This is a genomic window from Paenarthrobacter aurescens (assembly GCF_041549525.1).
In the GTDB taxonomy this organism is placed as follows: domain Bacteria; phylum Actinomycetota; class Actinomycetes; order Actinomycetales; family Micrococcaceae; genus Arthrobacter; species Arthrobacter aurescens.
The window spans coordinates 3,335,764-3,362,145 of the sequence record NZ_CP157456.1 but is presented as its reverse complement, the minus strand read 5'-3'; the positions used below and the strand labels follow the sequence as shown (position 1 = coordinate 3,362,145).

The following is a 26,382-nucleotide window of genomic DNA, read 5'->3' as shown; positions in this document are numbered from 1 at the left end:
ATCTCGTGACTCAAAGCCCAACCCTGAGCAGGCGCTCGACGCCCTCCGCTTCCCCGCAGCCGCGCAAATCGCGGCGCCGGGGGGCGGATGCCCGCGCCGGCTACACGTTCCTGTTGCCCTGGTTGCTGGGATTCATCGCCCTGACCGTGGGCCCCATGATTTCCTCGCTGTACCTCTCCTTCACCAACTACAACCTGTTCGAAGCCCCCAAATGGATCGGCTTTGACAACTACGCCACCCTCTTCCAGGACGAACGGTTCCTGCAGTCGGTGGGAGTGACCCTGAACTACGTCATCTTTGGTACTCCGCTGAAGCTCGCCGCCGCTTTGGCAATCGCCATGCTGCTCAACAGCAAGCGCAAGGGCCAGGGTTTCTACCGCTCGGCCTTCTACGCGCCGTCCCTGATCGGTGCCTCGGTGTCCATCGCGATCGTCTGGAAAGCCATGTTCGGCGATTCCGGCCCCGTGGACCAAGGCCTGTCCTTCTTCGGGATCAACCTGGGCGGTTGGGTGGGCAACCCCTCCATGACCATGCCCATGATGATCCTGCTGACCGTATGGCAGTTCGGTGCCCCCATGGTGATCTTCCTGGCCGGCCTGAAGCAGATCCCGGCAGACCTCTACGAGGCTGCGTCCATGGACGGTGCCGGCCCGGTGCGGAAATTCCTGAACATCACCTGGCCCATGCTGTCCCCGGTGATCTTCTTCAACCTGCTGATGGAAACCATCCACGCGTTCCAGATCTTCGCTTCGGCCTACATCATCTCCAACGGTGAAGGCGGCCCCGCCGGATCCACCCTCTTCTACACCCTCTACCTGTACTTGCGCGGTTTCAGCGACTTCCGGATGGGCTACGCCTCGGCAATGGCCTGGCTCCTGGTGGTTGTGGTCGGCATCATCACGCTGATCTTCTTCAAGACCTCCAAGTCCTGGGTCCACTACAGCGGTGATTCGAAATGACAACCATGGCAACTCCCACGCAATCCTCAACGAAAGCGCCGGCACCGGTCTACAACCCGAAGTCCGAGTCCACCGCCGCCAAGCGCGTCAAGAGCGCCATTTTCCACATTGTTGCCCTGGCGCTGGTGGCGATGGTCCTCTACCCGGCCATCTGGATGATTTCCGCGTCCTTCAAGCCAAACTCGGAGATCGGCGGCGCCAACAACGCGCTCTGGTCCAACAATTTCAGCTTCGACAACTTCGTCACGGCAATGGAAGGAATCGGCGGCGTCTCCACACTGACGTTCTTCACCAACTCCTTGATCCTTGCCGTCGGCGCCGTGGTGGGAACAGTTCTCTCGGCATCCATCTCCGCCTACGCTTTCGCCCGGATCAACTTCCCGGGCCGGGGCCTGTTCTTCGGCATGATGATCGCCACCTTGCTCCTGCCATTCCACGTGGTGATCATCCCGCAGTACATCGTGTTCCAGCAGCTTGGCCTGGTGGATACCTATGTGCCGCTGCTGATCGGCAAGTTCCTCGCCGCGGATGCGTTCTTCGTGTTCCTCATGGTCCAGTTCATGCGTGGCCTGCCGGCCGAACTTGACGAAGCAGCAAGGATCGATGGCGCGGGCCACGTGCGGATCTTCGGATCCATCATGCTGCCGCTGATGAAGCCGGCCCTGATTTCCACCTCCATTTTCTCCTTCATCTGGAGCTGGAACGACTTCCTGGGCCCGTTGCTCTACCTCAACACCCCGGAGAAATACCCGCTGCCCCTGGCGCTTCGGCTCTTCGTGGACCAGACCCAGAGCTCGGACTACGGGGCTATGATCGCCATGTCCGTGCTGGCCCTCCTGCCCGTGCTGGTGTTCTTCCTGGTCTTCCAGCGCTACATCGTAGAAGGCGTTTCAACGCAGGGCCTCAAGGGTTAAGGAACAAAGGAATGAGCACTATGAACGCCACAGGCAAGGCTTCGGGAAACCCCGGAATTCCGGTCAACCGTTTTGCCCTCTTCGCCGAGACCATCCTGGCGGGAGTCATCGTGCTCCTCCTTTCCATCCCCATGGTGACGGCGCCGGCGGCCTACGCGGCCGGCGTCGCGCACCTGGAAAGGCACCTCAGCGGCAGGGATGATTCCCTCCGAAGCCTGTGGGGCAATTTCCGGCGGGCGCTTCCCGGCAGCTGGAAGCTGGGAATCACGACGGCGGTAGCCGCCGTCGTGATTGTCCTTAACCTGTTGCTCGCTCTGGTGGGGCAACTGCCCGGCCGGGGAGTGATCCTGCCCGCCACCCTGATCCTGGCGGCGGCGGGGGCAGTGCTGTTCCTGCGGATCGCCGCCAACTGGAGCGGCGGGGTGAACTGGAGCGGCGAGTCCGGCCAGGAGCCTGCAGAGGTTCCGGGCCGGCAGCGGTGGGCGCTTGCTTACTCTGAAGCCAAAACCGACGCCCTGCGCGACTGGACCGGCTCGCTCCTGTTGCTCGCTGCGGTGTTCATGGCCGTGGTGTTTGTGTGGATGCTGCAGGCCTTGTTCGTGATTGTTCCCGGAACCCTGGTCCTGGCCGCAGCCGCCATCAAAATCCGCTCCCACCGTTGAGTTTTTGTACAGCTCATGCCCTTAAGGAGCCTCCTTAAGGGCATGAGCTGTACAAAAACTCCACAAGAATCCGTCCCGACCCGCTGAATCGAGCAGAACACTCCGTGTCGCCGCGCCCGTTCCCACTGCGCCCCAAGTCCAACCCACCGCGAACCCGCTCCACGGAAACCTGGCATTACCCCCTGCGGCACCACAACTACCGGATCTTCGTCACCCTTTCCCTTGTAGGGAGCGGCGGGGTGTGGATGCAACGCCTCGCCCAGGATTGGCTGGTGCTGCAACTCACCGGCAGCCCGGCAGCAGTTGGCGTGGCCGTCGCCCTCCAATTCCTCCCCATGCTGGTGGTGGGTCCGCTCAGCGGTGTGCTGGTGGACCTTTTCCCCAAACGCCGCATACTCCTGGTTTGCCAATCCGTGGCCGCTTTGCTCGCTGCAGCTCTGGCCGTTTGGAACGCCATGGGAGGCACGGACGTGTGGGTGGTTTATGCATCCTGTATAGCTCTGGGGGTTACCAGTGCAATTGATGGACCGGCACGGCAGGTGTTCGTCAACGAGGTAGTGGGCGACGCCGGACTCCCCGCCGCGATCGGGCTCAACAGTGCCATAGGGCAGCTGGGGGCCATGGCAGGACCGGCTCTGGCAGGTGTAGTCATTGCCCAATCAGGTCCGGCAGCGGCCTTCGCTGCGAACGCCCTGATTGGCGTATCGGTACTGGTGATGATCGCCTGCATCAGGCCGGGGGAACTACACCATTCGCCGGAGGCGCCTGAGCCCGGTGCCCGGCGCGGTCAGATCCTGGCGGGATTCCGCTTCGTCGTAGCCCGGCCGCCGCTGCTGCTGACCATGCTGCTCGCCGGACTCCTGGGGGCCTTCGGAATGAACGGCCCAGTAGTCCTCGCAGCATTCGCCGATGGCGTGTGGCACAGCGGTCCCGCAGGCTTTGGGCTCTTCAACACTGTGAGTGCATTGGGGGCACTCGCAGGAGCGTTGGTGGCCACCCGCATCAAGCGTTTCGGGCGCAAAGGGATCGTGGCCAGCGCAGGGCTTTTCGGGCTGACGCAAGCGCTCGCAGCCGTGATGCCCACCCAGGAATGGTTTGTGGTGATGCTCATTGTGGTGGGCTTCATGACCCTTGTTTTCCTCACCAGCGCAGCAACCGCCGTGCAGCTTGAGGCCGGCGCCAGTGTGCGCGGCAGGGTCCTGGCACTGTACTTCCCGCTGCTCCTGGGCGGTCACGCCTTGGGGGGCCTGCTGGCCGGTTGGCTCACTGAGGACTTTGGCGTCCGGGCCGGGTTGGTGGTCACAGGAGCGTTGGGCATGGTGTCCGCGGCCATCATCGGCTTTCTGCTCTGGCGCTATTCGCACTATTCGGCACGCCGCCGGGCCTAGCCTTCTTCAGCTCCGGCTCTTCTTGGTCCTCCTCACCTTTCAACGGCGAGAAGGACCAACAAACGCGGGACTTAGCTGCCGACGCCGTCCACCAGGGCTTGAATCCGCGCAGCATCCAGGATTCCGTCGCTGATCCATACCCTGTTGGTCCGGGTGAGTGAGTCGCCTGCCGCCAACTCAACGGCTGCATCCCACGCCAGTGCAGAACCCACGGCGGGGTAATCACTGCACCGCACAAACCACGGGTCCGCCCGCTCCGGAGGTGCGCCGAACACCAAAGTGGCAGGGCCGCCGTCGAACTCTGCTGTCCAAGCCAGCCACGGCGTCACCGAGCCGTGCACGGAAGGCTCACCCTCCGCTGTGGAGGAGAAGACGCGCGGGGAAGTGTTGACAGGAAGGCGCCAGAAGAAACCGCCGTAACCGCTGCCCGCGGCGCCATGTGAACCGGGGCTGCCCAAGGAAACATCCACGACGGCGGTAAGCCGGGTTTGGACGTCAAGTCGCCACGTGCGCTCATCCAGTACCGTGCGGGTCAGGGTGCGTCGTTCCTCGAGGAGGGCGCTGCCGTCTGCCCCCAGCCAGCGGAGATGGAGCGTGGTGAGGTCTGCCTCGCGGGAGACATCCACCGTTTGAATCCTCCCGTGATCCAGCAGATCCACATACTTTCCCGCTGTCCTTCGGTAGCTTCGGCCACCCCAGAAATTGCTTCCGTTGACGTCCTGCAGGGCAAAACCTACGCCCAGGTGCCACACGTGATCGGAGGGCAGATGGTCCGTCACTACGGTCCCGGCTGCTGTGGTGACCGGGTGCAGGTAGGGCCGCGGGGAGAGTTCGGGCGCGAGGTTGCTTCCACTCCGGAGGACTGCGTTGGGAGTATGCGCCTGGCCGGCGTCGGCGGTGAAGAGTGCCTCGGCAACACCCGGAATGGGCCGTGCCCAAGGTAGCCCAAGCTCGGAGAAAGTAGCGTGGGCGCGGGTGGCACGTTCCAGGATGTCCTCGATGTTGGGAATCACTGCATGTGCTTGATCGCCCATGCCCACCCAGTTCACGTATTCGGTGGGGATCAGGGCCGGTGCCTCTGCGGTCCGAATGGCCTCCAGGACACGCATGAACGCGCCGCTGTGATCCAGAGGGCTGAGCAGCTCAGTTCCTTGGGACAGGTGCTGGAGGAGGTTCCCGGTGAGGTCATCGCGCCCAAAAGTGTGGGTGGTTTGGCCGGCTTCAGTACGGACCGTCACCCTGTCCTCGGTGTAGTGGAAAATTGCCGTGCCCCCGGAGCCGTGCAGTGTGACGTAGGGTTCCACGGATTCGGTGGCGCAGAGCGTGAGGGCGCACGTGATGGGCAGGCCGTTTGTGGTGCGCAGGCGGATCACTGAGGTGTCGTCCGCTTCGATGTCGTTGGCGCGGTAGAGGTCCGTTTCCACTGATGCCAGATCATCAGCCGTCCGTGCTCCGGCAATGCGCAGTGCCGTGGCGATCGCGTGGGCCAGGGGATTGGTGGCGACGCCGTCCACAACATCCACACCGTCCAGGCTGCGTTTGCCTGCCCAGCGGGACCGCTTGTAGTACGCGCGGTCCCGGACCCAACGCCCGGTTGCGGAGATGCCCTTTACAGTGCCGATTGGCGGCAACTTGTCCGCAGCTTCCCCGGCGGCCAACTTCTCCAACTCTGTCAGGGCGTGGGAGCCGAGGCTCTGGAACCCGATCTGCACACTGCGGCCGGCCTTCGCTGCAGCTTCCTGAAGGCGCAGGAAATCGCTCATTGACGCCACAGGAGGCTTCTCCAAGTAGAGGTCCGCTTCGGAAGCGAGCACGGACAACGCCAAGGGGGCATGTGTCTGAATGGGAGTAGCCACAATGATGACGTCAGGTTTGTGATTGCCGGCCAGGAGCTCGTCAAGGTTTGCATGGACAGCCGTGGTCTTCGGCAGGGCTCCGGGGGCCGGCGGATTCGGATCAGCCACGGCTACAAGGTCAACCAGGCCCTGGGCGCTGAGCCGTTCCAGGTTGTGGAGGTGGTGTGTGCCGAAGCCGTGGACACCCACCAGGGCGATCCTGGCGGGCAGGGTGTCAGTGGTCCCTGCAGCAGCGATAGGGGCAAGATTGCTGGCGGACTCGGTGGAAGCGGTGTCCATGACTCTCCTCTGGCGGCGCGGCAACGATGGCGCGTGACGCCGTCGTCCAGGTATTCACAAAAGTATTCGAGCGGGTTTAGGCTACACCTCAGCAAACGCTTTCCCGCAGCTCAACTTCGACCAGTTTAGCCTGATCACCACCAGAATGTAACGATTCAAATCCGAGCCTTTCGGGGTTTCCATGACGTAGGATGTCCTCTTGTAGGCCCTCCACGGATACTTCCCACCGAACCAGCCAGCCAGACCCACCTGAACCGGAACGGACCATGCCCCTCTTTGACCTTCCCCTTGACCAACTCCGCCACTATTCCTCCACAGCAGCAGCACCCACCGATTTCGACCAATTTTGGGACCGCAGCATCGCCGAAGCCAGGGAACTGCCGCTCAATGCCGTGTTTGAACCCGTTGAGAACTACCTCAGCGTGATCAACACCTTCGATCTCACGTTCTCCGGCTTCAGAGGAGACCGCATCAAGGGTTGGCTGCACCTGCCCGCACATGCGGACCCGGGGGAGCAGCTTCCCGTGGTGGTTGAGTACATTGGCTACTCCGGTGGCCGCGGCCTGGCCAACCAGAACACCCGGTGGGCTCAGGCGGGCTACGCGCACTTCATCATGGATACACGCGGGCAAGGTTACGGCGGGGTCTCCGGAGACACTCCGGATCCGCATCCATCAGCCGGTGGCGTCAACTACGCGGGCCTCATGACCCGGGGCGCTGATCACCAGGACAACTACTACTTCCGCCGCGTCTACGTGGACGCCTTCCGTGCCGTTGAAGCGGCGCAGAGCCATCCCGCCGTCGACCCCTCAAAAGTGGTGCTCACCGGCGTGAGCCAAGGTGGCGGCATCACTGTAGCTGCTGCCGGACTAACCGCAGGAAGGCTCGACGGCGTGATCGCCGCGCTGCCCGATGTCCCGTTCCTGCAGGACTTCCCGCGCGCCATCGACATCACCCCGCGTGGCCCCTACCCGGAAATCGCCGGATTCCTGGGCCGTCACCGCGAGAAATATGAGCCCATGCTGGCGGTACTCAACTACTTCGACGGCGTCCACTTGGGCCGCGCAGCCACGGTGCCCGCACTGTTTTCCGCAGCCCAAATGGACGATATCTGCCCGCCATCAACGGTGTTCGCGAGCTTCAACAACTACGGGACAGGCTCCGGCGGACGTGGCGGAGCACCGGAAAAGGACATCGAGGTTTACCGCTTCAACAACCATGAAGGCGGGCAGGAACACCACTGGATCAAGCAGTTGCAGTTCCTGCGCAAACTTTTGTCATCATGACGGACATGATTTGCCCGGTGTGAAGAACCGCGGTTATGGTGTGGCTATGACAAACCGTTGGTATGCGTATTTTTCGTTGGCTCTGGAGGGGCCCGCGTCTAACTGACACGCATCCAACTTTCCTTCAGAGCCAACAGGGCAGAGATTATTCTCTGCCCTTCGCCATATCCGGCGGGTTCTGAAAAGGGGCCCGCTCCGCATCCCGGAACAGGACCCAGAAATGACCAGCATCGCCGCAGAATCCCTCAACTCAGCATCTGACGCCGCTCAACCCGCTACCTCCAACCTGCGGGTTGCCCGCTTCGAGCCGCTTCCGGCCCCGCAGGACCTCATCGCGGAGTTGCCGCTGGACGCCCGCTCCGCTGCCGTCGTCGACCGCGGCCGTGACCAGGTCCGCGCCATCATGGACGGCGTGGATGACCGCCTCCTGGTCATTGTTGGCCCGTGCTCCATCCACGATCCCAAGGCCGGCCTCGAATACGCCCGCCGCCTGGTCAGCCAGGCCGAGAAGCACAAGGAAGACCTGCTGATTGTCATGCGGACCTACTTCGAGAAGCCCCGCACCACCGTTGGCTGGAAGGGCCTCATCAACGATCCCCACCTTGACGGCAGCCACGACATCGCCGCAGGCCTCCGTGCCGCCCGCGGATTCCTGAAGCAGATCACCGCGCTGGGACTGCCCACTGCCACCGAATTCCTGGAGCCCATCAGCCCGCAATACATGGCCGATCTCGTCTCGTGGGGTGCCATTGGCGCCCGCACCACGGAAAGCCAGATTCACCGCCAACTTGCGTCCGGGCTCTCCATGCCAATCGGCTTCAAGAACGGCACCGACGGCGATCTCCAGGTAGCCATCGACGCTTGTGGTGCCTCTGCCGCTGAGCAAGCCTTCCTGGGAATCGACGACGACGGCCGCGCGGCTCTCGTAGCGACCTCCGGAAACCCCGACACCCACGTGATCCTGCGCGGCGGACGCAAGGGACCCAACTACGCTGCCGAGGATGTTGCAGCGGCGTCGTCCAAGCTGGCCGCCAAGGGACTGAACCCGCGACTGATTGTGGATGCTTCGCACGCCAACAGTGGGAAGAGTCACCACCGCCAGGCTGAGGTTGCCCTGGAAATCGGTGCGCAGCTTGAGGCAGGGGAGAGCTCGCCGATCGCCGGTGTCATGCTGGAGAGCTTCCTCGTGGGTGGCGCGCAGAACCTGGATGTGGCTGCGCAGCTTGCGGGGGAGCAGGAGCTTGTTTACGGCCAAAGCGTCACGGATGCCTGCATGGAGTGGGATGTTACGGCCTCGGTGTTGGAGCAGCTTGCGGCGTCCGCCCGGAAGCGTCGGGCTGTGGTCGCGGCATAGCGTGCCCGCTGGCCGGGGAGTGGCCTGAATGGCGAGATCACAGTCGCGGGCTCTTTCACATTGGCCCCATCAGCCTCTAGAGTATCTAGCACATGGTTGTTTGATGGCTCAGCATCGGCACACCGTTCCACTGGGGGTGTCCTACTGTCTGAGAGCAAAGGAATATGGGAAATGTCCGCGGAGACTAACTTCTCGAATGCGCGTTTCATGACGGTGGCCGAGGTGGCCGACGTCCTGCGTGTTTCCAAAATGACCGTGTACCGCCTGGTTCACTCAGGGGAAATGCCCGCCGTGAGGTTCGGCCGTTCCTTCCGGGTTCCCGAAGAGGCTGTTGCCCAGTACCTCAAAGGTGCTGTGGTGGACGGGCAATCCGAGACCGCCTGAGACCTGCCGGGGTCCGTCCCCTGGATCGTGGTCATGGGAAGCCCCTTTGAAGCGGTACTCTGTTAAGGAACGTTTTACGTCAATGTAAGAATCTGTCAGTTGTACTGTCTGCCTCGGCGGGTTGGTCCACACCGGCAGGAACTTCTAATTTGTAAGGAACTTTCGTGGGTTCAGTTATTAAGAAGCGCCGCAAGCGTATGGCCAAGAAGAAGCACCGCAAGCTGCTTCGCAAGACTCGCCACCAGCGCCGCAATAAGAAGTAGAGATACTTCGTCAAGCGTGAATGCCCGTTGCCTCTCGAGGTGGCGGGCATTTTTGCACCCTCTCTCACGTCCCGTGGGGGTTTGGTGGGTCCCTCTCTCACGTCCCGTGGGGTTTGGTGGGTCCCTCTCTCACGTCCCTGGTGAAAAACCTGAACTGACGGCAGGATCCTGCCACGCTGACCGCAGCGCGCTCTTTATCTTCTTTGTGGCCGATGAGAAGTTGTCCGCCAGGTCCTCTTTTCCAAATTTGAGGACCGTCCATCCTGCTGCCTCAAATGCTTTGTCGCGTCGCCGATCGCTAAATATCTGTTCCCGCTCCTGGTGATGACCGCCGTCGTACTGTAGCGCCACTCGCCGGGCCCGAAACCCTAGATCCGCCGAGGGAGAGAACGGATCACTCGGCCGGAGCTTGACCTGAAGATCGGGTTCGGGGATGCCTGCGTCGAGCATCGCCAACCGGAGCAGGGACTCGGGCGCGGAATCGGCGCCCACGCGCATGAGATCCAGTGCCTCCCGTGCCCGAACAACACCCTGCAAATTCTTATGTCTATCTACCAGTTTGCGGAGGGCTTCAAGAGTAGTGAATGGCGTTTCGCGTTCTTCGAACTCTGGCCGGGGAATCCTTATAAGCTCATCGCCCATGCAAACGAGGTCAGGGACCGTCACGCGTCGTGCCAGATCCAACCACGTCCGTGACCTGGTGCTCATCCTGATGCCACGGACGTACTCGACTTCATCTGCGGAGGCTATCACCGTGTGTCCGATTACCCCTTTCCGGCGAACGGACGGAAGGTGCCGAGGCTTGCTGAGGTGCAGTTCGTTGGAATCTGATAGCCACGGCGGAAGGGAAAAGCCATGTAGCCTCGCGGCCGTTACATGTGAAATCCAGGCACCCGGAGTTGCAGCCGAGAGCGACCTTGCAGCCGCCGACAATTCGAAATCCCAATCCGTATGCCGGTAGAGACCTCGGCTGACTCCGCTGATCTTGACGCTGTTCCACAGCTGGGATGGCTTGAGGCCCGCTGCGCCGGCTTCCTCGAGTGTGAAGGGCGCAGTAGTCAGTCGTGGATGGAAGGCGGTGGAATTCTGCATACCGGCATTCTCGCCCAGAACCGTCCGAGGCATCCGAAGTTATCCACAGGCTTGCTGAGGGACGTGCGGGATGTGAGAGAGCGTTGCGTTTAAGCGGGTGGGATGTGAGCGAGCGTGGGGTTTAAACGGGCAGGATGTGAGAGAGCGTTAGAGGCGGGGACCGCGGAACTTCGAGAACCCGCGCCATAGGCCGTAGACGGCTCCGCCGACAGTAGCGGCTTTGAGACCAAGCGTTGCGGCACGGCGTCCGGAACGGAAGTCGTAAACGGGCCAGTTGTTTTCGCGAGCGTGCCGCCGCAGCTTTGCATCCGGGTTTATGACCACAGGATGCCCCACCATTGTGAGCAAAGGGATGTCATTGGCGGAGTCGCTGTAAGCCCAGCAATGGTCCAAATCCAGCCCTTCGCGATCTGCCACGAGTTGGACTGCGATCGCCTTGGCGGGTCCGTGCAGGATGTCGCCAACCAATTTTCCCGTGTACATGCCTTCGTCCACTTCGCCCACGGTACCCAGGGCACCAGTAAGGCCGAGTCGGGTGGAAATGACCGTAGCCACCTCGATGGGCGTGGCCGTCACAAGCCACACTTTCCGGCCAACCCGAAGGTGCTGTTCGGCAAGCGCTTTGGTCCCCGGCCAGATCCGTGACTCGATCATTTCGTCGTAGACCTCTTCGCCCAAGGCCTTGATGTCTTCCACGGTGATGCCCGCAGCCAGTGTCAAGGCGGAGTCACGCACGGAATGGACGTCCTCCATGTTCTCGCCGCGCATAACGAACTTGAACTGTTTCCAAGCGAACCCAGCAGCCTGGGAAAGTGTGAAGGCTTTGCGCTCGTACATTTTGCGTGCCACGTGGAAGAGGCTTGCACCTTTCATCAACGTATTGTCGACGTCAAAGAAAGCGGCCTCGCCGGCGTACTTCCGGGCGATGTCCGTTTTGGCCGCATCCCTCTGTGCGGCATCCTGCTGCACCAAGGCATCTGCGACCACGGCGGCGTTCTTCTCCTCGGGCATGCCTTGAGTCTAGTCAATCACCGGGTCCCGCGTTGGGTGCGCACTCCCGGCAACCCTCGGGTGGGATGTGAGTGAGGGTTGGGCGGGAGGGGGTGGGATGTGAGTGAGGGTTGGGCGGGAGGGGGGTGGGATGTGAGAGATGGTTGGGCCGGTACCTTTGAGACATGGCTATTCCCGACGTCGTCCTCCTCACCAAAGCTGACTGCCACCTCTGCACCGAGGCGCGTGCCGCCGTCGAGCGCGTCACAAAAAGTCTTGGCGTGCAGTGGACCGAACAGAGGATTGACAGCGACCCCCAACTTCAGGAGCGCTTCGCTGAGGAGATTCCAGTAGTTCTGGTCAATGGCATCCAGCGCGATTTCTGGAAGATCGACGAGGAGCGGCTCACCCGGACCTTGAAGAAAGTCCTGGAGAGCTGAGGGTGGATCTACCCGCAGGTAATGGCTTTTGTTGAGTCCGGGCGAGGGTCATAGAGTGGAACAACAAAGCGACGCAATGGAGAATACCGTGACTGCGCTGGAACCGTCCCCGGAAGCCACAACCGGAGACAACGAGCCTGCCGCCAAGCAGATCCCACCCGCGGCTGTGGCCCGGATGACCCTCTATTTGCGCGCGCTCAACTCGCTCTTGGCCGAGGGCGTTGAACGGGTTTCCTCTGAAGCGCTGGCGGAAGCCTCAGGCGTCAGTTCATCCACACTCCGCAAGGACCTCTCCTACGTTGGCTCTTACGGGACCCGTGGTGTGGGCTACGAGGTCCAGTACCTGAGCCGCCACATCGCGGCAGCTCTGGGCCTGACCCACGACTGGAAAGTGGCGATTGTTGGTGCCGGTAACCTCGGCAAAGCCCTCGCCCGGTATGGCGGTTTCGAATCACGCGGCTTTGACGTAGTTGCCATCTTCGACGCCGACCCCATGGTGATCGGCAATGAGGTGGGCTGGTTGCGGGTCAGTGATTCGGCCGAACTTGAGCGGGTCCTTGAACGAACCCACACCAACATGGTGGTCCTGGCGCTGCCCGCCACCGTGGCCCAGGCCGTGTGCGACCGCGTCATTGCCGCCGGGATCCGGAGCATCCTCAGTTTCGCCCCGGTATTGCTGCAGGTTCCACCCCACGTCAACCTCCGGAAGGTGGACATGGCAACCGAGCTACAGATTCTGGCCTATCACGCACAACGGGCGCAGACACCGGGCCAGGCTGTTTAGCCTTTGCCGGGGTCCGCGCCCGCGTTGGGTGCTTGAAAGCCTGCGTTTTTAGCGGCCGTAGGGGTTCTGGTAAGGATTGCCGAACGGCTGCGCCTTGCGGAAGTACGGAGCCGACGCCGGCAGGTAGAGCATGACGATTGCTGCAACGCCCAGGAGAATCACGATCAGCTGCATGAAGCCGTACGTGGGACCGAACTGGAACAGGCCCGTGAGGCCAAGTACCGAGATGGCAGCGAAGACTGTGCCCAGGATCCTTGCCCAGTTCTTGCCTTTCCGGACCGGGAAAGCGACCAATGCATACAGGCCGAGGCTCAAGATGGCACCGACTATGGCGCTGACGGCCATGATGCCACGCATGCCTTCCATGCTTTCCGGCGGAAGATCCGTGCCCTGTTGAGCGGCCTGCTGATTCATCATGTCAATGAAGACGTCGGCGCCGGTGGTGGCCAGGAGCAAGGAGCTGATGGCGGAAAGGATGCCGGCGGCGATGATCATCCAGAACGCGTAGTTAACCATGGGCGGCACGGTGGTGGGTCCGGGCTGCTGGCTTGGCCAGTTGGTGTCCTGGCCGTACTGCGGAGCTGCGGGAGGCTGACCATAGGGGGAAGGCTGCTGGCCATACTGCGGTGCGGACTGCTGCCCGTATTGGGGGGCGGCGGGCTGGCCGTACTGGGGTGCGGCGGGGGACTGCTGCCCGTACTGCGGGGCGGCGGGCTGACCGTACTGCGGTGCCGGGGTCTGCGGTGCAGATGGCTGGGAACCGTCGGTCCCGGGCTGGTTGGGATCGCCCGGGTTTGAGGGCGGGTACGGAGGGTTGCTCATGGCATTCCTTTGCTTGTTCGACTGCTGGTGCGGCCGCCGGGATCAGCAAATTGACCCTGCCCCCAGCGTGGTTCTGCTACCACCGTACATCCCGGGTCCGGACGCTGCAGACGATCACACGCAGTTATTTCAAGCTGGCAGGAAAAATCATCATGTGGGCTTACGCCTTCATGATGAAGGCCGCGGCAACCCGGAGGTTCAACCGCGGCCTTCAGCACGCATTTCCGCCGTTAATGCTCGACGACGGTACTCGGGCAGGTCTCAGGCGTGACCCTTTACTGCCTTGAACCAGAGCTGTGAATTGGGGAGCCACATCAAGACCACGGCAACGGCGCTGACAAGGAAGCCGAACCAGTTACCGCCCAGGCCCATCCCGGAACCGCCGCCACTGGCTGCCCCGAAGATGGCCAGCAGGAGGGAAATGCCGGCAAGGATGGTCAACGCGAGGCGGGCCCACTCCTTGCCTTCCTTCATTTTCATGGCCAGGACTACTTGTGCGGCGGACACGGCCAAGGTGAGCAGAAGGAGGATCAGTGCGATGGCAGCGAATCCTGGGGCGAAGGCGAATGCGGCGATCACGGCGAAGAATGCGATGAGCCCAAACAACAGCCCGAGGAGCCCGGAGATGACCCAGATGAAGTAGGAAACCTTCAATTCGGTGGGCAGGCCCTGGGTTTTGAACATTCCCGAGAATCCGCCTTGGGGCATGACGTCGTTGAAGTTCCGGGGGCCGTCAGTGGGCATTTCGAAGTGGAATCCGGACTGGCCGGCTGTGGGCTGCGCCGGTCCGGGCTGTGAATACTGGCCCGGTTGCGACGGCGGCTGGTAGCCCTGCGGGGGCTGGTAACCTTGCGGCGGCTGGTAGCCGGACGGTGGAGTGTTGCCGGGCTGCGGTGTTTGGTGACCCGCAGGTGGAACATTGCCGGGCTGCGGTGGCTGGGCGCCGGGCTGCTGTGGCTGTGGTGTTTCGTCTGGGGTACTCATGGCATCACTTTAGACCGCAGGTTGAAGGATGCATAGGAAATTCGGAGCTAACACGCAGCTAAATACAGGCTTTTCACCGAACAATTGCGGGGTGACTTCTGCATATGCGAAACGGCGCCCCCACAGCATGGACTGTGGAGGGCGCCGTTTGGCGAGCTTGGCCATGCATCAGTGTCTTGTTGGTCACCCTTTGCGTTCTGCGGTGGGGATGACGAACAGCAGCGGGATCCGCTGGCTCAGGCGAGGAGCAATTGAACTACGCGGCGGCCGGTGCGATGAACGCGAGCTCGAGGTTGATGACAACCTTGTCGCTGACCAGGACGCCGCCGGCTTCGAGGACGGCGTTCCAGGTGAGGCCGAAGTCCTTGCGGCTGATGGTGGTTTCACCGGAAACACCGGCGCGGGTGTTGCCGAAGGGATCCACTGCTACACCGTTGAATTCGGTCTCAATGGAAACCTCCTTGGTGACGCCTTTGATTGTGAGATCGCCCACGAGGTCGAAGCTGTTTCCGTTGGCCTTGACGTGGCGGGACACGAAGGTGATTTCCGGGAACTTCTCTACGTCGAAGAAGTCTTCGCCCTTGACGTGGCCATCGCGGTTGACGTCGCCGGAGTCGAAGCTGGCGGTCTGGATGGTGGCGGTGACCTTGGAGTCGGTGAGGGTTTCGCCAACTTCCAAAGTGGCCGTGGCGTCCTTGAACTGGCCGCGGACCTTGCTGATGCCTGCGTGGCGGACGGTGAAGCCGATTTCGCTGTGGGAAGCGTCGAGGGTCCAGGTGCCGGTGGTGACGGAAGCGGGGAGAGTCATCATGGTGTTGCTCCTATATCTGGTGGTGGGTACTGCTTGCTTGCCAGGTCGAGTTCATTGCTTGAAGCGTCAACCGAGCTTCGTATCCAGTATAAACATGCATATGCATCTTTTATTCCAACTCCACGGAACATTTCGGGAAAACTTTGAGTTCTACTAGCGGTAGAAGATTTCGGATCGCCCCGCTTCTTTGAGAAACTGGTAAACATGCCCCAAGCAACTGTCCATCTGCTTCGCCATGGCGAGGTCCACAATCCCGACGCTGTGCTCTACGGCCGGCTGCCGGAATTCCACCTCTCCGAGCGTGGCCGGGAGATGGCCCGGATGCTGGCGGACCACTTCAAGGCCCGCGTCAGCGAAGGTGCCAAAATTGTGCATCTTGTAGCCTCGCCGCTTACGCGTGCCCAGGAGACTGCCATGGCCACGGCTGAGGCCCTGGATCTGGAGATCACCACGGAGCCGCGCATCATCGAAGCTGAGAACCACTTCGAGGGACTCCACCCCACCAAGAGCGAATTCCTGAAGCCCAAGCACTGGATCTATTTCCGCAACCCTCTGCGGCCATCCTGGGGCGAGCCGTACAAGGAACAGGCAGCCCGGATGCTGGCTGCAGTTGAGGACGCGCGCGTAAAGGCGATCGAACTCGGCGGCGACGGCGCAGAAGCAATTCTGGTGAGCCACCAGCTTCCCATCTGGTCTACCCGGCTGACTGCCGAGGGCCGCCGCCTGGCGCATGATCCCCGCAAGCGCGAGTGCACCCTGACCTCCCTGACATCCCTGACTCTTGACGGCGACGGCAAGATCATTCGCGTCGAATACACCGAGCCTGCTGCCGTGCTGCTCCCCGGCGCGGCAAGCACCCCGGGGGCATAGAAGCATGGACAACAACCTTTCACGCCGAGGCGTGCTGACCGCCGGTGGCGTCCTCCTGGCAGGACTGACCATGGGCTTGTCCGCCTGCGCCCAGGAAGACTCCCTGGCCAAGCAAGCCAAGGCCGGCGATAACAAAAACTACGTTGCCGGAGACGGCTCGGTGACCGAGTTCGCCAAGGCAGACCGTGCGGCTCCCGTGGCGCTCAAGGGAACCCTCTTCAACGGACAGAGCATCAAGCCCGAAGACCTGCAGGGCAAAGTCACTGTCCTGAACTTCTGGTTTGCCGCCTGCGCTCCGTGCCGCATTGAAGCGCCCCAGCTCGAAGCCCTGCACCAGGACTTCAAGGATCAGGGAGTTCAGTTCTTCGGCGTCAACCTCCGTGACGAAAAAGCTACTGCAGAGGCCTTCGACAAGACCTTCAACATCACGTACCCGAGCTTCAATGACAAGGACGGGGCAGTGCTGCTGTCCGTATCCGGCATTGTCCCTCCAGGGGCGGTTCCCACCACCTTGGTCCTGGACAAAGAAGGCAAAGTTGCCTCCCGCGTGCTGGGCGAGATTGAGAAGAGCACCCTGAAAGCCCTCATCACCTCTGCAGTGGCCGAGTAGCACCCATGAACAGTCCTTTCGCCGAGACGATCCTCAACGGATCACTGTTGCTGGCCGTGCCGGTGGCATTGCTGGCCGGGCTGGTCTCTTTCCTTTCCCCGTGCGTGCTGCCGCTGGTCCCCGGTTACCTTGGCTATGTAACGGGACTGACCGGCGTCGATCTCCAAAAGCAGCGGCGTGGCCGCATGCTGGCCGGGATAGGGCTGTTCGTCCTGGGGTTCTCGGTGATTTTTGTTCTTCTGGGCGGTGCCTTCGGGCAACTCGGAACACTGCTGACGGGTCCGCAGAACGCGTGGATCACGCAACTGCTGGGTGTCCTGGTGATCATCATGGGCGTGGTGTTCATGGGCGGCTTCGGCTGGCTGCAGCGTGATGCGAAGATCCATGCCAAGCCGCCGGCCGGCCTGTGGGGTGCGCCGCTTCTGGGCCTGACGTTCGGGCTGGGCTGGGCGCCCTGCATTGGCCCGACGTACTCCGCGGTACAGTTGCTGAGTTTGTCCGGCGGTTCGTCGGCGGCCAAGGGCGCTCTTCTGGCGTTCGTTTACAGCCTTGGCCTGGGCATCCCGTTCCTTTTGATTGCCTTGGCTGTGCGCCGGGGTATGGGGGTCATGTCCTTCTTCCGAAAGCATCGGCTGGCTATCCAGCGGATCGGCGGGGGCATTCTGATTTTGCTCGGCATCCTGATGGCCACCGGCGTGTGGGGCACCTGGGTGACCGAGTTGCAGTACTGGTTCCAAAACGATGTGAAGTTGCCAATCTGATGAGCGAGTCCGTGAAAGCCAAGAAGAAGTCACCTGCCGCTGAAACCCCCGGGACAGCGGAAGGAAAACTCCAGCAGGCCAAGTCCGAGGCAGCACTGCCCGCGCTTGGTTTCAAAGGCATGCTCCGGTGGGCATGGACTCAACTGACCAGCATGCGCACGGCTCTTTTCCTGTTGCTCCTGCTTGCCGTTGGCGCCGTTCCGGGTTCCTTGTTCCCGCAGCGGCCGGCCAACCCGGTGACGGTAACGGACTGGATCAAGAACAATCCCACAACGGGTCCGTTCCTGGATGCCCTCCAGATGTTCGACGTCTACTCCTCGGCCTGGTTCTCGGCCATCTACATCCTGCTGTTCATTTCCCTGATCGGCTGTGTCACTCCGCGCGCGATCGCCCACTACAAGGCCATGAAGTCGCAGCCGCCGCGCACCCCCAAGCGCTTGTCGCGCCTGCCGGAGTACGGAACCCTGGCAGTGCCCGCCGACGCCGGGATCCCGGCGTCGAAGGCCATCGCCGATGCCGCCGGGCTGCTCAAGAAGCGCGGCTACCGCGTGGAAGTCAGGGACGTCGACGGCGCCCTGCCGTCCTTGGGTGCCGAGCGTGGCTTCCTGAAGGAAGTGGGCAACCTGGTGTTCCACACCTCCTTGATCGGAGTGCTGGTGTCCGTGGCCATTGGGGGCCTGTACGGGTACAGCGGCCAGCGCATCCTGGTAGAGGGCGATACTTTCGTCAACACCCTGGTGGGCTATGACCAGTTCACCCCGGGCACCAACTTCCAGAGCAGCTGGCTCCAGCCCTACTCCATGCAACTGGATAAGTTCCAGGCCACGTTCGATCGCGGTGAATCGCCTGGCAAGGCGGGCCAGCCCATCGATTACACCGCTGAAGTGACCACCAAGGAAACCAAGGACTCAGCGGGCAAGAAAGAAATATTGAAGGTCAACGACCCCGTTTCTTTGGGCGGCACCAGCCTCTACCTCACCGGAAACGGCTACGCCCCCATGGTCACCGTGCGCGATGGAGAGGGAAACGTCTCCTTCGAAGGGCCGGTCATTGCCAAGGTCCAGGGCGATAACTATTACTCGTCCGTGGTCATTAAGGTCCCGGACGCCAAGCCGGACCAGCTGGGCTTTGTGGGCTTCTTCCTTCCCACGGCATTCTCCGGCGAGAATGGCACGTCCTTCAGCGCCTCGCCGGAACTTTTCAACCCGCAGCTCAGCCTGAACTCCTTCTATGGTGACCTCGGCCTGGACAAGGGCGTGCCCCAGAACGTGTTCGAGCTGGACGTCAAGAACCTGAAACCGCTCAATGCCCGCGACCTCGCTGCCGGCGGTATCACGTTGACGCCTGGAGCCACCGTTGACTTGCCTGACGGCAAGGGCAGCATCACGTTCGATGGCGTCAAGAAGTACATCGGCGTGGACATCCACCACAACCCCGGCCAGCTTTACGCCCTGATTTTCGGCTTCCTCGCAGTCGCCGGCCTGGTCATGTCCCTTTACATCAACCGCCGCCGCGTCTGGGTCCGCACCGGAACCCACGCGGACGGCCGCACCATGGTGGAATACGGCCTGCTGGCCCGCGGCGAAGACCACCGCCTCGCCGGCGAAGCAGCAGCCCTCCGTGAAATCTTTGCCCGCGAATGGAATGTCCCGGAGACGCCGGACACCGCTTCAAAAACTGCAGGATCTTCCTCAACCTCGAAGGACCAGTAATGCCCGTCATCAACGAAACCCTGGGCCAGTACAGCGAGCTGTTCATGCTGTTGGCCGCCGGCACGTATACCGTGGCGTTCATCGCCTTCGCCTGGGACCTGGCCAAGAGCAGCAAGATGCTCCGTGCCGTGGACCAGAAGGCAGCGGCCAGCACGGCCGACCCCAAGGTGAGCGTTGCTGCGGGCCGCGTTGCGGCTGGTTTGGGAGGAGCCGACGCCGGTGGGCCGGCCGGCCGGGCCGAGCGTCCGACGTCGGGCCTCACCGTTGAGGGCGGCACCGCCGCCGGCGACATGAAGTACGCGGGCGAACGCCGCGCACCCGCCCGTGTGGCAGTGGCGTTGACCGTACTGGGCGTCCTCATTCACGGAGCGGGCGTAGTGACCCGTGCCTTCGGCGCCGGACGCGTGCCGTGGGGCAACATGTACGAGTTCCTCACCACCGGTGCCTTTGTAGCTGTGGCTGTATTCCTGATTGTCCTCATCCGCCGTGACCTGCGCTTCCTGGGCACGTTCGTGATCGGCCTGGCCATCATCATGCTCGTAGCCGCGTCGGCTGCTTTCTGGACTCCCGTGGGCCACTTGGTTCCGGCTCTGCAGAGCTACTGGCTGATCATCCACGTTTCCATTGCAGTGTTGTCCTCTGCACTGTTCACCCTGACGTTCGCCATGTCCGTGCTGCAGCTGCTGCAGTCGTACCGCCAGAAGAACCTCGCTGCGGGCCGCAAGGACAATTTGGGATTCATGCGCCTGGTTCCGAACGCACTGAGCCTTGAGAACCTCTCCTACCGGATCAACGCCATCGCTTTCATTGGCTGGACCTTCACCCTCATGTTCGGTGCAATCTGGGCCGAAAAGGCGTGGGGCCGCTTCTGGGGCTGGGACCCCAAGGAAGTATGGACCTTTGTGATTTGGGTGGTTTACGCGGGCTACCTGCACGCACGGGCCACGCGTGGTTGGACCGGAACGCGTGCAGCGTGGTTGTCGATTGTGGGCTACGCCTGCGTCATCATCAACTTCACGCTGGTCAACACGGTCTTCAACGGTCTGCACTCATACTCCGGCCTCTAAATATGACGGCCGGGTTGGGGTCTTGGCGTCCTGAACAGGGGCTTCGCTCCTCGGGGTGTATAGCGGTGTTGGAATATGACAAATTGGTGTAGCAACTATGACAATTTGGTGTAGCACCTGAGGGTTTTGCCCGTCTGGGGCAGGTGCTAACTTGTTCAGAACCCGCTTGTGATGCAGCCCGCTAGCGACGCGCCGTGTTCTTTTCGAGGTAACCATGAGCTATGTTCTCGCCATTGACGTCGGGACGAGTTTTACCGCCGCAGCCCTCATCAAACCCCATCAAGGCTCCACTCCATCACCTGAAATCCTGCCGCTGGGATTGCATGGCAGCGCCGTGCCGTCGGTGCTTTTCTACGCCGACGACGGCCGGGTACTGGTAGGCGAAGCAGCCGAACGCCGCGGACTGGACCATCCACAGCGCATGGTGCGGGAATTCAAACGACGCATAGGCGACTCCGTTCCCCTCGCTGTTGGGGAGAGCTGGTTGGCGCCCGAAGACGTGTACGCCGCCATGGCCCAGTGGGTGGTGGACAAGGCCCAGGAACGTGAGGGCGCCGCGCCGTCGTCGATCATCATGACGCACCCCGCAGCGTGGGGTCAGCACCGCACCTCCCTGGTACTTGCAGCGCTCACCGCAGCAGGCTTGAAGGACATCAGCCTGATCAGCGAGCCGGAAGCGGCAGCCCTCCACTACGCGTCCCAAACGCGGGTGGAGGACGGCAGCATCATTGCCGTCTATGACCTCGGCGGCGGCACTTTCGACACCGCTGTCCTCCGCAAAGCCGGAGCCGGAAAATTTGAACTGCTGGGCCGTCCTGACGGCATTGAAACCTTGGGCGGAGCCGATTTCGACGCCGCTGTCCTGCGCCACGTGATGGCACACCTTGGTGACGGCCCGTCCTTGGATCCCACTTCCGGCGAAACCCTCGCGGCGCTTTCCCGGTTGAGGCGGGAATGCCGGGAAGCCAAAGAGGCCCTGTCCTTGGACAGCGAAGCCAGCGTGGCCGTGTCCCTGCCCGGCACCCAGCTGTCGGTGAGGCTGGTGCGTTCCGAATTCGAAGCCATGATTGAGGCCCCTGTCAGGGATACCGTGGACGCTCTGGAACGCAGCCTCCGCAGCATCAACCTTGAAGCCCAGGACCTCAGTGCAGTGCTGCTGATCGGCGGGTCCTCCCGGATTCCCCTCGTGGCAGAGCTGATTTCCGTGGAACTGGACCGGCCGATCGCCGTGGACGCGGATCCAAAATCGTCCATCTGCCTTGGTGCCGCTGTAGCTGGGCTGCGCTCCCAAGGGGTGGACGCAGTGGTCGCGGCTGCTGGCGCCGTGGACGCGACGGCGGGTCCCTCGGCATCAGTCTTGGCCGCTTCAGTTGTGGCGGGGGCTGCGGAAACGAGTGCGGCCGCTGCGCTGGGCAGGCCTCACGTGCCGGGCCGGGCTCCTGCACTACGCCACCCCAAATCCGGGCCTTCCGCACCAGGCGGGCATGCTCCGCGGTCCCGGGTGCGGATGGCTGCTGCGGCCGCTGCAGCTGCCACCGTGCTGACCATCGCTACCGCCACGGCGGCCCAGAGTCCGGACGGTTCCGGACTCCTGGCCACCATGTTCGGCAACCAGGCGGCTGACGTCATGCGCGACGGCGGAACCCAAGCCGCCGGGGCACAGGCGGACGGAAAGCCGGGCAACAGCGCAGGAGGAGCGGCCGGTTCCACCCCAGTACTCGGAGGCCCGGCGGCAGGGCTCCAAGCGAGCGCCAGGACCGGGGTCACGAGGGCTGGCTCCACTGGAAAGGCGCCAGCCAAGCAGAACGGCAACGCCGGCGGAACCAACTCAGGCTCCGGTGGTGCAGGTACCGGCTCCGGGAACACTGCCGGTTCAGGTTCAGGTTCCGGGGCTGCCGCCGGAACGGGTGTGGGTGCGGCTGGCACCACCACACCAGGCACTCAAAACCCCGGCACTCAAACCCCCGGCGCTCAAGCTCCGGGCACCCAAGCCCCCGGCACCCAAGCCCCCGGCACCCAAGCCCCGGGGTCGGGCACCTCAACCCCAACCACTCCTGCGCCCGATCCCACCGGGGGTGCCGCGAGCGGACCGACGCCCGATCCGAATACTCAGCCCACCACACCGCCGCCCACGGCCGAGCCCACCACTCCGCCTGTCAGTGAACCCACTACGCCGCCCACCACACCCACGGACCCCGTGACGCCGCCTCCACCGCCGCCTCCATCGCCGGAGCCGGCACCCACCGTGGTCCAGGACCCTCCGGCACCTTCCCCTGAACCGAGTGTGGCGCCGGAGAATACAGCTCCAGCCGTCCCTGACCCGGCGCCAATACCTTCCGAAACCAGCCCTACCGCGGATCCAGCGCTGATCTCGGCGGTCTGACCCATGACGGGACATGACCATAAGCCCGGGCCCACGGTGCCCTCGGCGGGCGTTCACGAGCTGCTCCTTGCCTTGTCCGTGGGGTTCTCCATCCCGTCGCCTTTGCCGGATAGCTTGGAGGACTACCTAGGCGGGGATAGCCACCAAGGACTGGAACTGCTGATTGCCGAGGCCAAGGACGCCGGGCTGCTCTCTGCTGACGGGACTGTGGCGGGGACGGCCCGGTACGCCGTGCTGAAGGAAACGCAGCCTGCCCGGATCCGTTCCCTGCAAAAGGAACTGGTGGACAAATGCGTTCAGGGTGGCCATCCCCTACGGGAGCTGGCCCGTGACCTCGCAAGGGTTGGATACAAGGATCCCCGCATTGTTGCAGAGCTCCAACAGTGCGCTGATGAGGCGTTGGAAGCGAACCCCGGCTTGGCCGCAGAGCTGTATGCCGAGGCACTTTTGGCCGGGGGAGATGAAAGTGCCAAGGCCGCCAAACGTGCCCAGGCTTCAGCGGCTAGCGGGGACTTGGATGCGGCAGGCAGAATAGTGGACCGGCTTCTCGCGGATCCCGGAGCCCCGGATCTTCGCTTGGGGGTGGACGTTGCTGCATCCGTCTGGGCACACCGTGGAATGTTGTCCCGCAGCTCGGATACCTACAGCTGGCTTGGCCCGGACAGGGTTGATGGTTCGGCCCCGCTTGCTGCTGTGGCCATGATTGGCTCGGGAAACGCAGCGGCTGCCGAGGAGCTTCTGGCAGCGGCCCAGCCGGGCGGTTCACCGACGCTCCTGGCGGTGGCTTTGTCCCTGACCCAGGAGGGGCTCCGCCGAACATTGGAACCGGCGCCGGAACTGGCACTGCCGGAGCTCATCAGGGCCTCGGACATGATGAACGCAGCGGGAACATCCATCCCGTTGCCTGAAACTCCCGCTGCCCTGGCTGCCCTCTGTGCCCTCCACTGCGGGGAACCTGGAGTGGCAGACACGGTGCTCAAAGCCGCGTTGACTGCAGGCCAGGGCGGGGACGCAGCCCGTCCGCGGCTCTTCCTGTTGCGTGCGTGGTCCGCCATGCAGCAGGACAACGCCGACGACGCCCGCCTGGCCATCAACGAGGCCGTCAAAGCCAATCACTGGCCGCTGGCACCCCGTGACGGGTTCTTATTGGCGGCCTTGGAAGTGGGCCTTGCCCGGCGCGGGAGCGATGTGCACGAGCTCGTGCTGGCGTGGGAGAGGGCCCGCGAAGCGATGATGCATGTGTCCGTGGATCTTTACAGCCTCCTGCCGTGGGGCGAACTCATGATCACCGCTGCGCGACTCCGCGAATCCAGGCGGGTCAGCCATTACCTGCACAACGCCTGGGACCTCCTGGGGAGGCTGGGAAAGCCGCCGCTGTGGTCGGTGCCCTTGCATTGGGCTGCAGTGCAGGCAGCCTTGTTGAGCGAAGACCCGGCCGGGCTTGCACCGCACGCAGCTGCCCTGGTGCGCGCCTCTGAGCACAGCCATTTGGCCTCCGTGCTCGCCTCTGGCGGCAAGGCCTGGGTCTCCGTTCTGGCCGGCCGTTTTGAAGCGTCCGACGTCGAAACAGCGGCCCGTGGGTTGGCCGCCGTCGGGATGCCGTGGGAGGGGGCGCGCCTGGCGGGCCACGCCGCAGCGCACGCGGATGAGCGACGCGACATGGTGAAACTGCTGGCGTGTGCCCGGGATATTCACCCCCAAGGCACGGCACCATCGTCCGGGACCTCCCATCACCATGAGAATCCCCGCAGTGCCACTCCCGCGCAGGCTGCGACGCACGACGCCGCCGGTCCCGGTGCGCCTGAATCCTCAGTACTCAGCGCCCGGGAACGTGAAGTGGGCCGGCTCATCCTTGAAGGCAAAACCTACCGGGAAATCGGTGAGGCCATCTACATCTCCCCCCGCACGGCTGAACACCACGTTGCACGCATGCGTCGACGCCTGGGGGCGGAAAACCGCTCCGAACTCCTGGTCCGCCTGCGGCTTGCATTGGGGGAGGGGCACCCGCCTCCGTAGCGGGCAAGCCCCTGCACCCCCTAATGGGAAACCCCGCCATCCCCTAACCGTGGACGGAACGGTAGGGGGACCACCCCCGATGCCCGGTCACCGGCGCCGGCAATACGTTGATTGCAAGCCAGGCAAAGGTGCCAGGCGAATCACCATCCATCACAGAATTTGAGGGAGCACTCCAATGCCAACACTCGCACAACAGCTCGTGCAGTTCCTGATGAGCCTGTTCAACGATCCCGATGCCGCTGAAGAGTTCGTCCGCGATCCCGAAGCTGCGCTCGCTGCAGCAGGCCTGCATGACGTCTCCTCGGCTGATGTGGACGCCGTTCGCCCGGTGGTCCTCGACTACGCACCCATCAACGCCCGCTCATCCTTTGACCGCGAATACAACACGGGCGGAAACAGCGTCTCCACCGGTGGCGCCTGGGGCGGCCACGACGACGACGATCGCCCCAGTGGCGGCGGTGGCGGTTGGGGTGGCCACGACGATGATGACGATCACGGCCACGGTGGCGGCGGCGGACGCCCGGACCATGATGATGATGACCACGGTCATGGTGGCGGCCACGGCGGCGGTGGTGGCTGGGGTGGTCACGACGACGACGACGATCACGGCGGCCACGGCGGTGGGGATCATGACGGCGGCGACTGGGGCGGCCATGACGGCGGAGGCCACGGTGGTGGCGGCCATGACGGCGGCGACTGGGACGACCACGCACATGCTGTTCAGCAGCTGGTACACGTGGTGAACAACTACTCCTACACCACCACCATTGATGACCGCGATACGATCACCGACCAATCGGTCAACCAGAACATCTGGGCTGACGGCGATGTCACCCAGCTCTTCAACCAGGACGCTGTGGTTGCCTCGGGCGACGGTGCAATCGCTGCCGGCGACGACGTCAGCAATGCGGGCAATACCACCACCACAACCACCACAACCAATACCGATGATCACTCGGTGGACAACTCGGTCACCGTGGACGCCAGGGGCAACAACGACATCGCCATCGGCAACGACTACTCGGATCACTCCGTGACCGAGGACTCCTACAACACGGACGTTGACGTGGATGTTGACATTGAGGACTCCTTCAATGAGGACAGCTCGTCCCACACCACTACCAACAACACCAGCATCACCGACTCCTTCAACGACAACTCTCAGGACAACTCCACGGATGTTGATGTGGACGTCGATGCAGAGTTCGAGGATTCGTTCAACGACAACTCGGATAATTCCGACAACTCCGTGAACGTCTCCGACTCCTTCAATGACAACTCCACGGATGTGGATGTCGAAGATGTTCAGCTCATCAACGACTCCATTGTGGTTCAGGACAACGAATTGGAGGTGGACAACTCCACCAACCTCGACGTCGAGGATGTCCAGGTCAATTACGATTCCACGGTTATCCAGGACAACGAGCTGGACGTCGAGTACACCAACGTTGAAGACAACACCGTCATTGCAGACAACGAGCTGGATGTGGAGGTCGAATACAACGACATTGACGACTCGATCGTGGTGGCCAAGAACGATGTGGAAATCGACTAGCACCAGAACAATCCGAACGTCGTAACCACCAGGACACGGCGTTGACCAACACCCCAGCAGTGCCCGGCAGACGCCACAACGTCTGCCGGGCACTTCGTGGCCTCAACGCCGAGGCAGCCGGAACAAAGGACAAACGGTGA

Annotated in this window: 24 protein-coding genes; 18 read left to right on the top strand and 6 right to left on the bottom strand. The window is 62.7% G+C overall.

Annotated elements, in window-relative coordinates; all coding sequences use genetic code 11:
- Positions 1 to 5: 5 nt before the first annotated feature.
- From ABI796_RS15580 to ABI796_RS15565, 4 genes are all read left to right on the top strand, one after another.
- Entirely contained in the window at positions 6 to 959 is a 954-nt protein-coding gene (locus ABI796_RS15580) for a carbohydrate ABC transporter permease (protein ID WP_141281197.1), read from the top strand.
- Positions 956 to 1,873 (top strand): carbohydrate ABC transporter permease, encoded by a 918-nt coding sequence (locus ABI796_RS15575; RefSeq protein ID WP_141281199.1) that lies wholly within the window; start codon positions 956 to 958, stop codon positions 1,871 to 1,873. The genes ABI796_RS15580 and ABI796_RS15575 overlap by 4 nt, the downstream gene beginning before the upstream one ends.
- A 20-nt stretch (positions 1,874 to 1,893) precedes the next feature.
- Positions 1,894 to 2,535: a Poxvirus protein I5 gene (locus ABI796_RS15570; RefSeq protein ID WP_141281493.1), complete on the top strand. Its 642-nt coding sequence runs from the start codon at positions 1,894 to 1,896 to the stop codon at positions 2,533 to 2,535.
- A 104-nt stretch (positions 2,536 to 2,639) separates the two neighbouring features.
- The gene (locus ABI796_RS15565) at positions 2,640 to 3,923 is read left to right on the top strand and encodes an MFS transporter (protein WP_141281201.1); all 1,284 of its coding nucleotides are present in this window, start codon (positions 2,640 to 2,642) and stop codon (positions 3,921 to 3,923) included.
- A 71-nt stretch (positions 3,924 to 3,994) separates the two neighbouring features.
- Here ABI796_RS15565 and ABI796_RS15560 read toward each other — a convergent pair whose 3' ends face one another.
- Positions 3,995 to 6,058: a DUF6807 family protein gene (locus ABI796_RS15560; protein WP_141281203.1), complete on the bottom strand. Its 2,064-nt coding sequence runs from the start codon at positions 6,056 to 6,058 to the stop codon at positions 3,995 to 3,997.
- A gap of 266 nt (positions 6,059 to 6,324) precedes the next feature.
- On the opposite strand from ABI796_RS15560, the gene ABI796_RS15555 reads away from it, so the two are divergent.
- The 4 genes from ABI796_RS15555 (at position 6,325) to ABI796_RS15540 (ending at position 9,345) form a co-directional block, all read left to right on the top strand.
- A complete protein-coding gene (locus ABI796_RS15555; RefSeq protein ID WP_141281205.1) occupies positions 6,325 to 7,344 on the top strand; it encodes an acetylxylan esterase in 1,020 nt (339 codons plus the stop codon).
- A gap of 220 nt (positions 7,345 to 7,564) precedes the next feature.
- Positions 7,565 to 8,698 carry a 3-deoxy-7-phosphoheptulonate synthase gene (locus tag ABI796_RS15550; RefSeq protein WP_141281207.1) on the top strand — a complete coding sequence of 378 codons (1,134 nt, stop codon included), beginning with the start codon at positions 7,565 to 7,567 and terminating at the stop codon, positions 8,696 to 8,698.
- 171 nt (positions 8,699 to 8,869) lie between these two features.
- Entirely contained in the window at positions 8,870 to 9,082 is a 213-nt protein-coding gene (locus ABI796_RS15545) for a helix-turn-helix domain-containing protein (protein WP_017199160.1), read from the top strand.
- Between the two features lie 164 nt (positions 9,083 to 9,246).
- Positions 9,247 to 9,345, top strand: coding sequence for a 30S ribosomal protein bS22 (locus tag ABI796_RS15540; RefSeq protein ID WP_003792170.1), 99 nt, complete (start codon positions 9,247 to 9,249; stop codon positions 9,343 to 9,345).
- A 129-nt stretch (positions 9,346 to 9,474) separates the two neighbouring features.
- Here the strand turns inward: ABI796_RS15540 and ABI796_RS15535 are convergent, their stop codons facing one another.
- Together ABI796_RS15535 and ABI796_RS15530 are read right to left on the bottom strand one after the other, a co-directional pair.
- Positions 9,475 to 10,437, bottom strand: a complete 963-nt coding sequence (locus ABI796_RS15535) for a DUF559 domain-containing protein (protein ID WP_174754462.1) — start codon at positions 10,435 to 10,437, stop codon at positions 9,475 to 9,477.
- Positions 10,438 to 10,584: 147 nt separating this feature from the next.
- Entirely contained in the window at positions 10,585 to 11,448 is an 864-nt protein-coding gene (locus ABI796_RS15530) for an HAD family phosphatase (protein WP_141281211.1), read from the bottom strand.
- 164 nt (positions 11,449 to 11,612) lie between these two features.
- On the opposite strand from ABI796_RS15530, the gene ABI796_RS15525 reads away from it, so the two are divergent.
- On the top strand, positions 11,613 to 11,867 hold the full coding sequence (locus ABI796_RS15525) for a glutaredoxin family protein (protein WP_141281213.1): 255 nt from the start codon (positions 11,613 to 11,615) through the stop codon (positions 11,865 to 11,867).
- Between the two features lie 76 nt (positions 11,868 to 11,943).
- Positions 11,944 to 12,651 carry a redox-sensing transcriptional repressor Rex gene (locus ABI796_RS15520; protein ID WP_141281215.1) on the top strand — a complete coding sequence of 236 codons (708 nt, stop codon included), beginning with the start codon at positions 11,944 to 11,946 and terminating at the stop codon, positions 12,649 to 12,651.
- A 48-nt stretch (positions 12,652 to 12,699) separates the two neighbouring features.
- Here the strand turns inward: ABI796_RS15520 and ABI796_RS15515 are convergent, their stop codons facing one another.
- The 3 genes from ABI796_RS15515 to ABI796_RS15505 all read right to left on the bottom strand — a co-directional run bounded on the left by ABI796_RS15515 (position 12,700) and on the right by ABI796_RS15505 (position 15,265).
- Positions 12,700 to 13,473, bottom strand: a complete 774-nt coding sequence (locus ABI796_RS15515) for a hypothetical protein (RefSeq protein WP_141281216.1) — start codon at positions 13,471 to 13,473, stop codon at positions 12,700 to 12,702.
- A gap of 261 nt (positions 13,474 to 13,734) precedes the next feature.
- Positions 13,735 to 14,457 (bottom strand): hypothetical protein, encoded by a 723-nt coding sequence (locus tag ABI796_RS15510; RefSeq protein WP_170224853.1) that lies wholly within the window; start codon positions 14,455 to 14,457, stop codon positions 13,735 to 13,737.
- A 256-nt stretch (positions 14,458 to 14,713) separates the two neighbouring features.
- The gene (locus tag ABI796_RS15505) at positions 14,714 to 15,265 is read right to left on the bottom strand and encodes a YceI family protein (protein ID WP_024817916.1); all 552 of its coding nucleotides are present in this window, start codon (positions 15,263 to 15,265) and stop codon (positions 14,714 to 14,716) included.
- 207 nt (positions 15,266 to 15,472) lie between these two features.
- Between ABI796_RS15505 and ABI796_RS15500 the strand changes: the two genes are divergently transcribed.
- From ABI796_RS15500 to ABI796_RS15465, 8 genes are all read left to right on the top strand, one after another.
- Positions 15,473 to 16,138 carry a histidine phosphatase family protein gene (locus ABI796_RS15500; protein WP_141281218.1) on the top strand — a complete coding sequence of 222 codons (666 nt, stop codon included), beginning with the start codon at positions 15,473 to 15,475 and terminating at the stop codon, positions 16,136 to 16,138.
- A gap of 4 nt (positions 16,139 to 16,142) precedes the next feature.
- On the top strand, positions 16,143 to 16,748 hold the full coding sequence (locus ABI796_RS15495) for a TlpA family protein disulfide reductase (protein WP_141281220.1): 606 nt from the start codon (positions 16,143 to 16,145) through the stop codon (positions 16,746 to 16,748).
- A gap of 5 nt (positions 16,749 to 16,753) precedes the next feature.
- On the top strand, positions 16,754 to 17,509 hold the full coding sequence (locus ABI796_RS15490; protein WP_141281222.1) for a cytochrome c biogenesis CcdA family protein: 756 nt from the start codon (positions 16,754 to 16,756) through the stop codon (positions 17,507 to 17,509).
- On the top strand, positions 17,509 to 19,221 hold the full coding sequence (locus ABI796_RS15485) for a cytochrome c biogenesis protein ResB (protein WP_141281224.1): 1,713 nt from the start codon (positions 17,509 to 17,511) through the stop codon (positions 19,219 to 19,221). Before ABI796_RS15490 ends, ABI796_RS15485 begins: the two co-directional genes overlap by 1 nt.
- The gene (gene ccsB, locus ABI796_RS15480; RefSeq protein WP_141281226.1) at positions 19,221 to 20,288 is read left to right on the top strand and encodes a c-type cytochrome biogenesis protein CcsB; all 1,068 of its coding nucleotides are present in this window, start codon (positions 19,221 to 19,223) and stop codon (positions 20,286 to 20,288) included. The genes ABI796_RS15485 and ccsB overlap by 1 nt, the downstream gene beginning before the upstream one ends.
- Positions 20,289 to 20,502: 214 nt before the next feature.
- A complete protein-coding gene (locus ABI796_RS15475) occupies positions 20,503 to 22,671 on the top strand; it encodes an Hsp70 family protein (RefSeq protein ID WP_141281228.1) in 2,169 nt (722 codons plus the stop codon).
- Positions 22,672 to 22,674: 3 nt separating this feature from the next.
- A complete protein-coding gene (locus ABI796_RS15470) occupies positions 22,675 to 24,687 on the top strand; it encodes a LuxR C-terminal-related transcriptional regulator (RefSeq protein ID WP_141281230.1) in 2,013 nt (670 codons plus the stop codon).
- 175 nt (positions 24,688 to 24,862) lie between these two features.
- Positions 24,863 to 26,242, top strand: coding sequence for an IniB N-terminal domain-containing protein (locus ABI796_RS15465; protein ID WP_141281232.1), 1,380 nt, complete (start codon positions 24,863 to 24,865; stop codon positions 26,240 to 26,242).
- Positions 26,243 to 26,382: the final 140 nt, after the last annotated feature.

Coding starts and splice junctions, on each gene's coding strand:
- ABI796_RS15575 (WP_141281199.1), top strand. CDS start 956: ATGACAACCATGGCAACTCCCACGCAATCCTCAACGAAAGCGCCGGCA.
- ABI796_RS15570 (WP_141281493.1), top strand. CDS start 1,894: ATGAACGCCACAGGCAAGGCTTCGGGAAACCCCGGAATTCCGGTCAAC.
- ABI796_RS15560 (WP_141281203.1), bottom strand. CDS start 6,058: ATGGACACCGCTTCCACCGAGTCCGCCAGCAATCTTGCCCCTATCGCT.
- ABI796_RS15555 (WP_141281205.1), top strand. CDS start 6,325: ATGCCCCTCTTTGACCTTCCCCTTGACCAACTCCGCCACTATTCCTCC.
- ABI796_RS15550 (WP_141281207.1), top strand. CDS start 7,565: ATGACCAGCATCGCCGCAGAATCCCTCAACTCAGCATCTGACGCCGCT.
- ABI796_RS15545 (WP_017199160.1), top strand. CDS start 8,870: ATGTCCGCGGAGACTAACTTCTCGAATGCGCGTTTCATGACGGTGGCC.
- ABI796_RS15535 (WP_174754462.1), bottom strand. CDS start 10,437: ATGCAGAATTCCACCGCCTTCCATCCACGACTGACTACTGCGCCCTTC.
- ABI796_RS15530 (WP_141281211.1), bottom strand. CDS start 11,448: ATGCCCGAGGAGAAGAACGCCGCCGTGGTCGCAGATGCCTTGGTGCAG.
- ABI796_RS15525 (WP_141281213.1), top strand. CDS start 11,613: ATGGCTATTCCCGACGTCGTCCTCCTCACCAAAGCTGACTGCCACCTC.
- ABI796_RS15520 (WP_141281215.1), top strand. CDS start 11,944: ATGGAGAATACCGTGACTGCGCTGGAACCGTCCCCGGAAGCCACAACC.
- ABI796_RS15515 (WP_141281216.1), bottom strand. CDS start 13,473: ATGAGCAACCCTCCGTACCCGCCCTCAAACCCGGGCGATCCCAACCAG.
- ABI796_RS15510 (WP_170224853.1), bottom strand. CDS start 14,457: ATGAGTACCCCAGACGAAACACCACAGCCACAGCAGCCCGGCGCCCAG.
- ABI796_RS15505 (WP_024817916.1), bottom strand. CDS start 15,265: ATGACTCTCCCCGCTTCCGTCACCACCGGCACCTGGACCCTCGACGCT.
- ABI796_RS15500 (WP_141281218.1), top strand. CDS start 15,473: ATGCCCCAAGCAACTGTCCATCTGCTTCGCCATGGCGAGGTCCACAAT.
- ABI796_RS15495 (WP_141281220.1), top strand. CDS start 16,143: ATGGACAACAACCTTTCACGCCGAGGCGTGCTGACCGCCGGTGGCGTC.
- ABI796_RS15490 (WP_141281222.1), top strand. CDS start 16,754: ATGAACAGTCCTTTCGCCGAGACGATCCTCAACGGATCACTGTTGCTG.
- ABI796_RS15485 (WP_141281224.1), top strand. CDS start 17,509: ATGAGCGAGTCCGTGAAAGCCAAGAAGAAGTCACCTGCCGCTGAAACC.
- ccsB (WP_141281226.1), top strand. CDS start 19,221: ATGCCCGTCATCAACGAAACCCTGGGCCAGTACAGCGAGCTGTTCATG.
- ABI796_RS15475 (WP_141281228.1), top strand. CDS start 20,503: ATGAGCTATGTTCTCGCCATTGACGTCGGGACGAGTTTTACCGCCGCA.
- ABI796_RS15470 (WP_141281230.1), top strand. CDS start 22,675: ATGACGGGACATGACCATAAGCCCGGGCCCACGGTGCCCTCGGCGGGC.
- ABI796_RS15465 (WP_141281232.1), top strand. CDS start 24,863: ATGCCAACACTCGCACAACAGCTCGTGCAGTTCCTGATGAGCCTGTTC.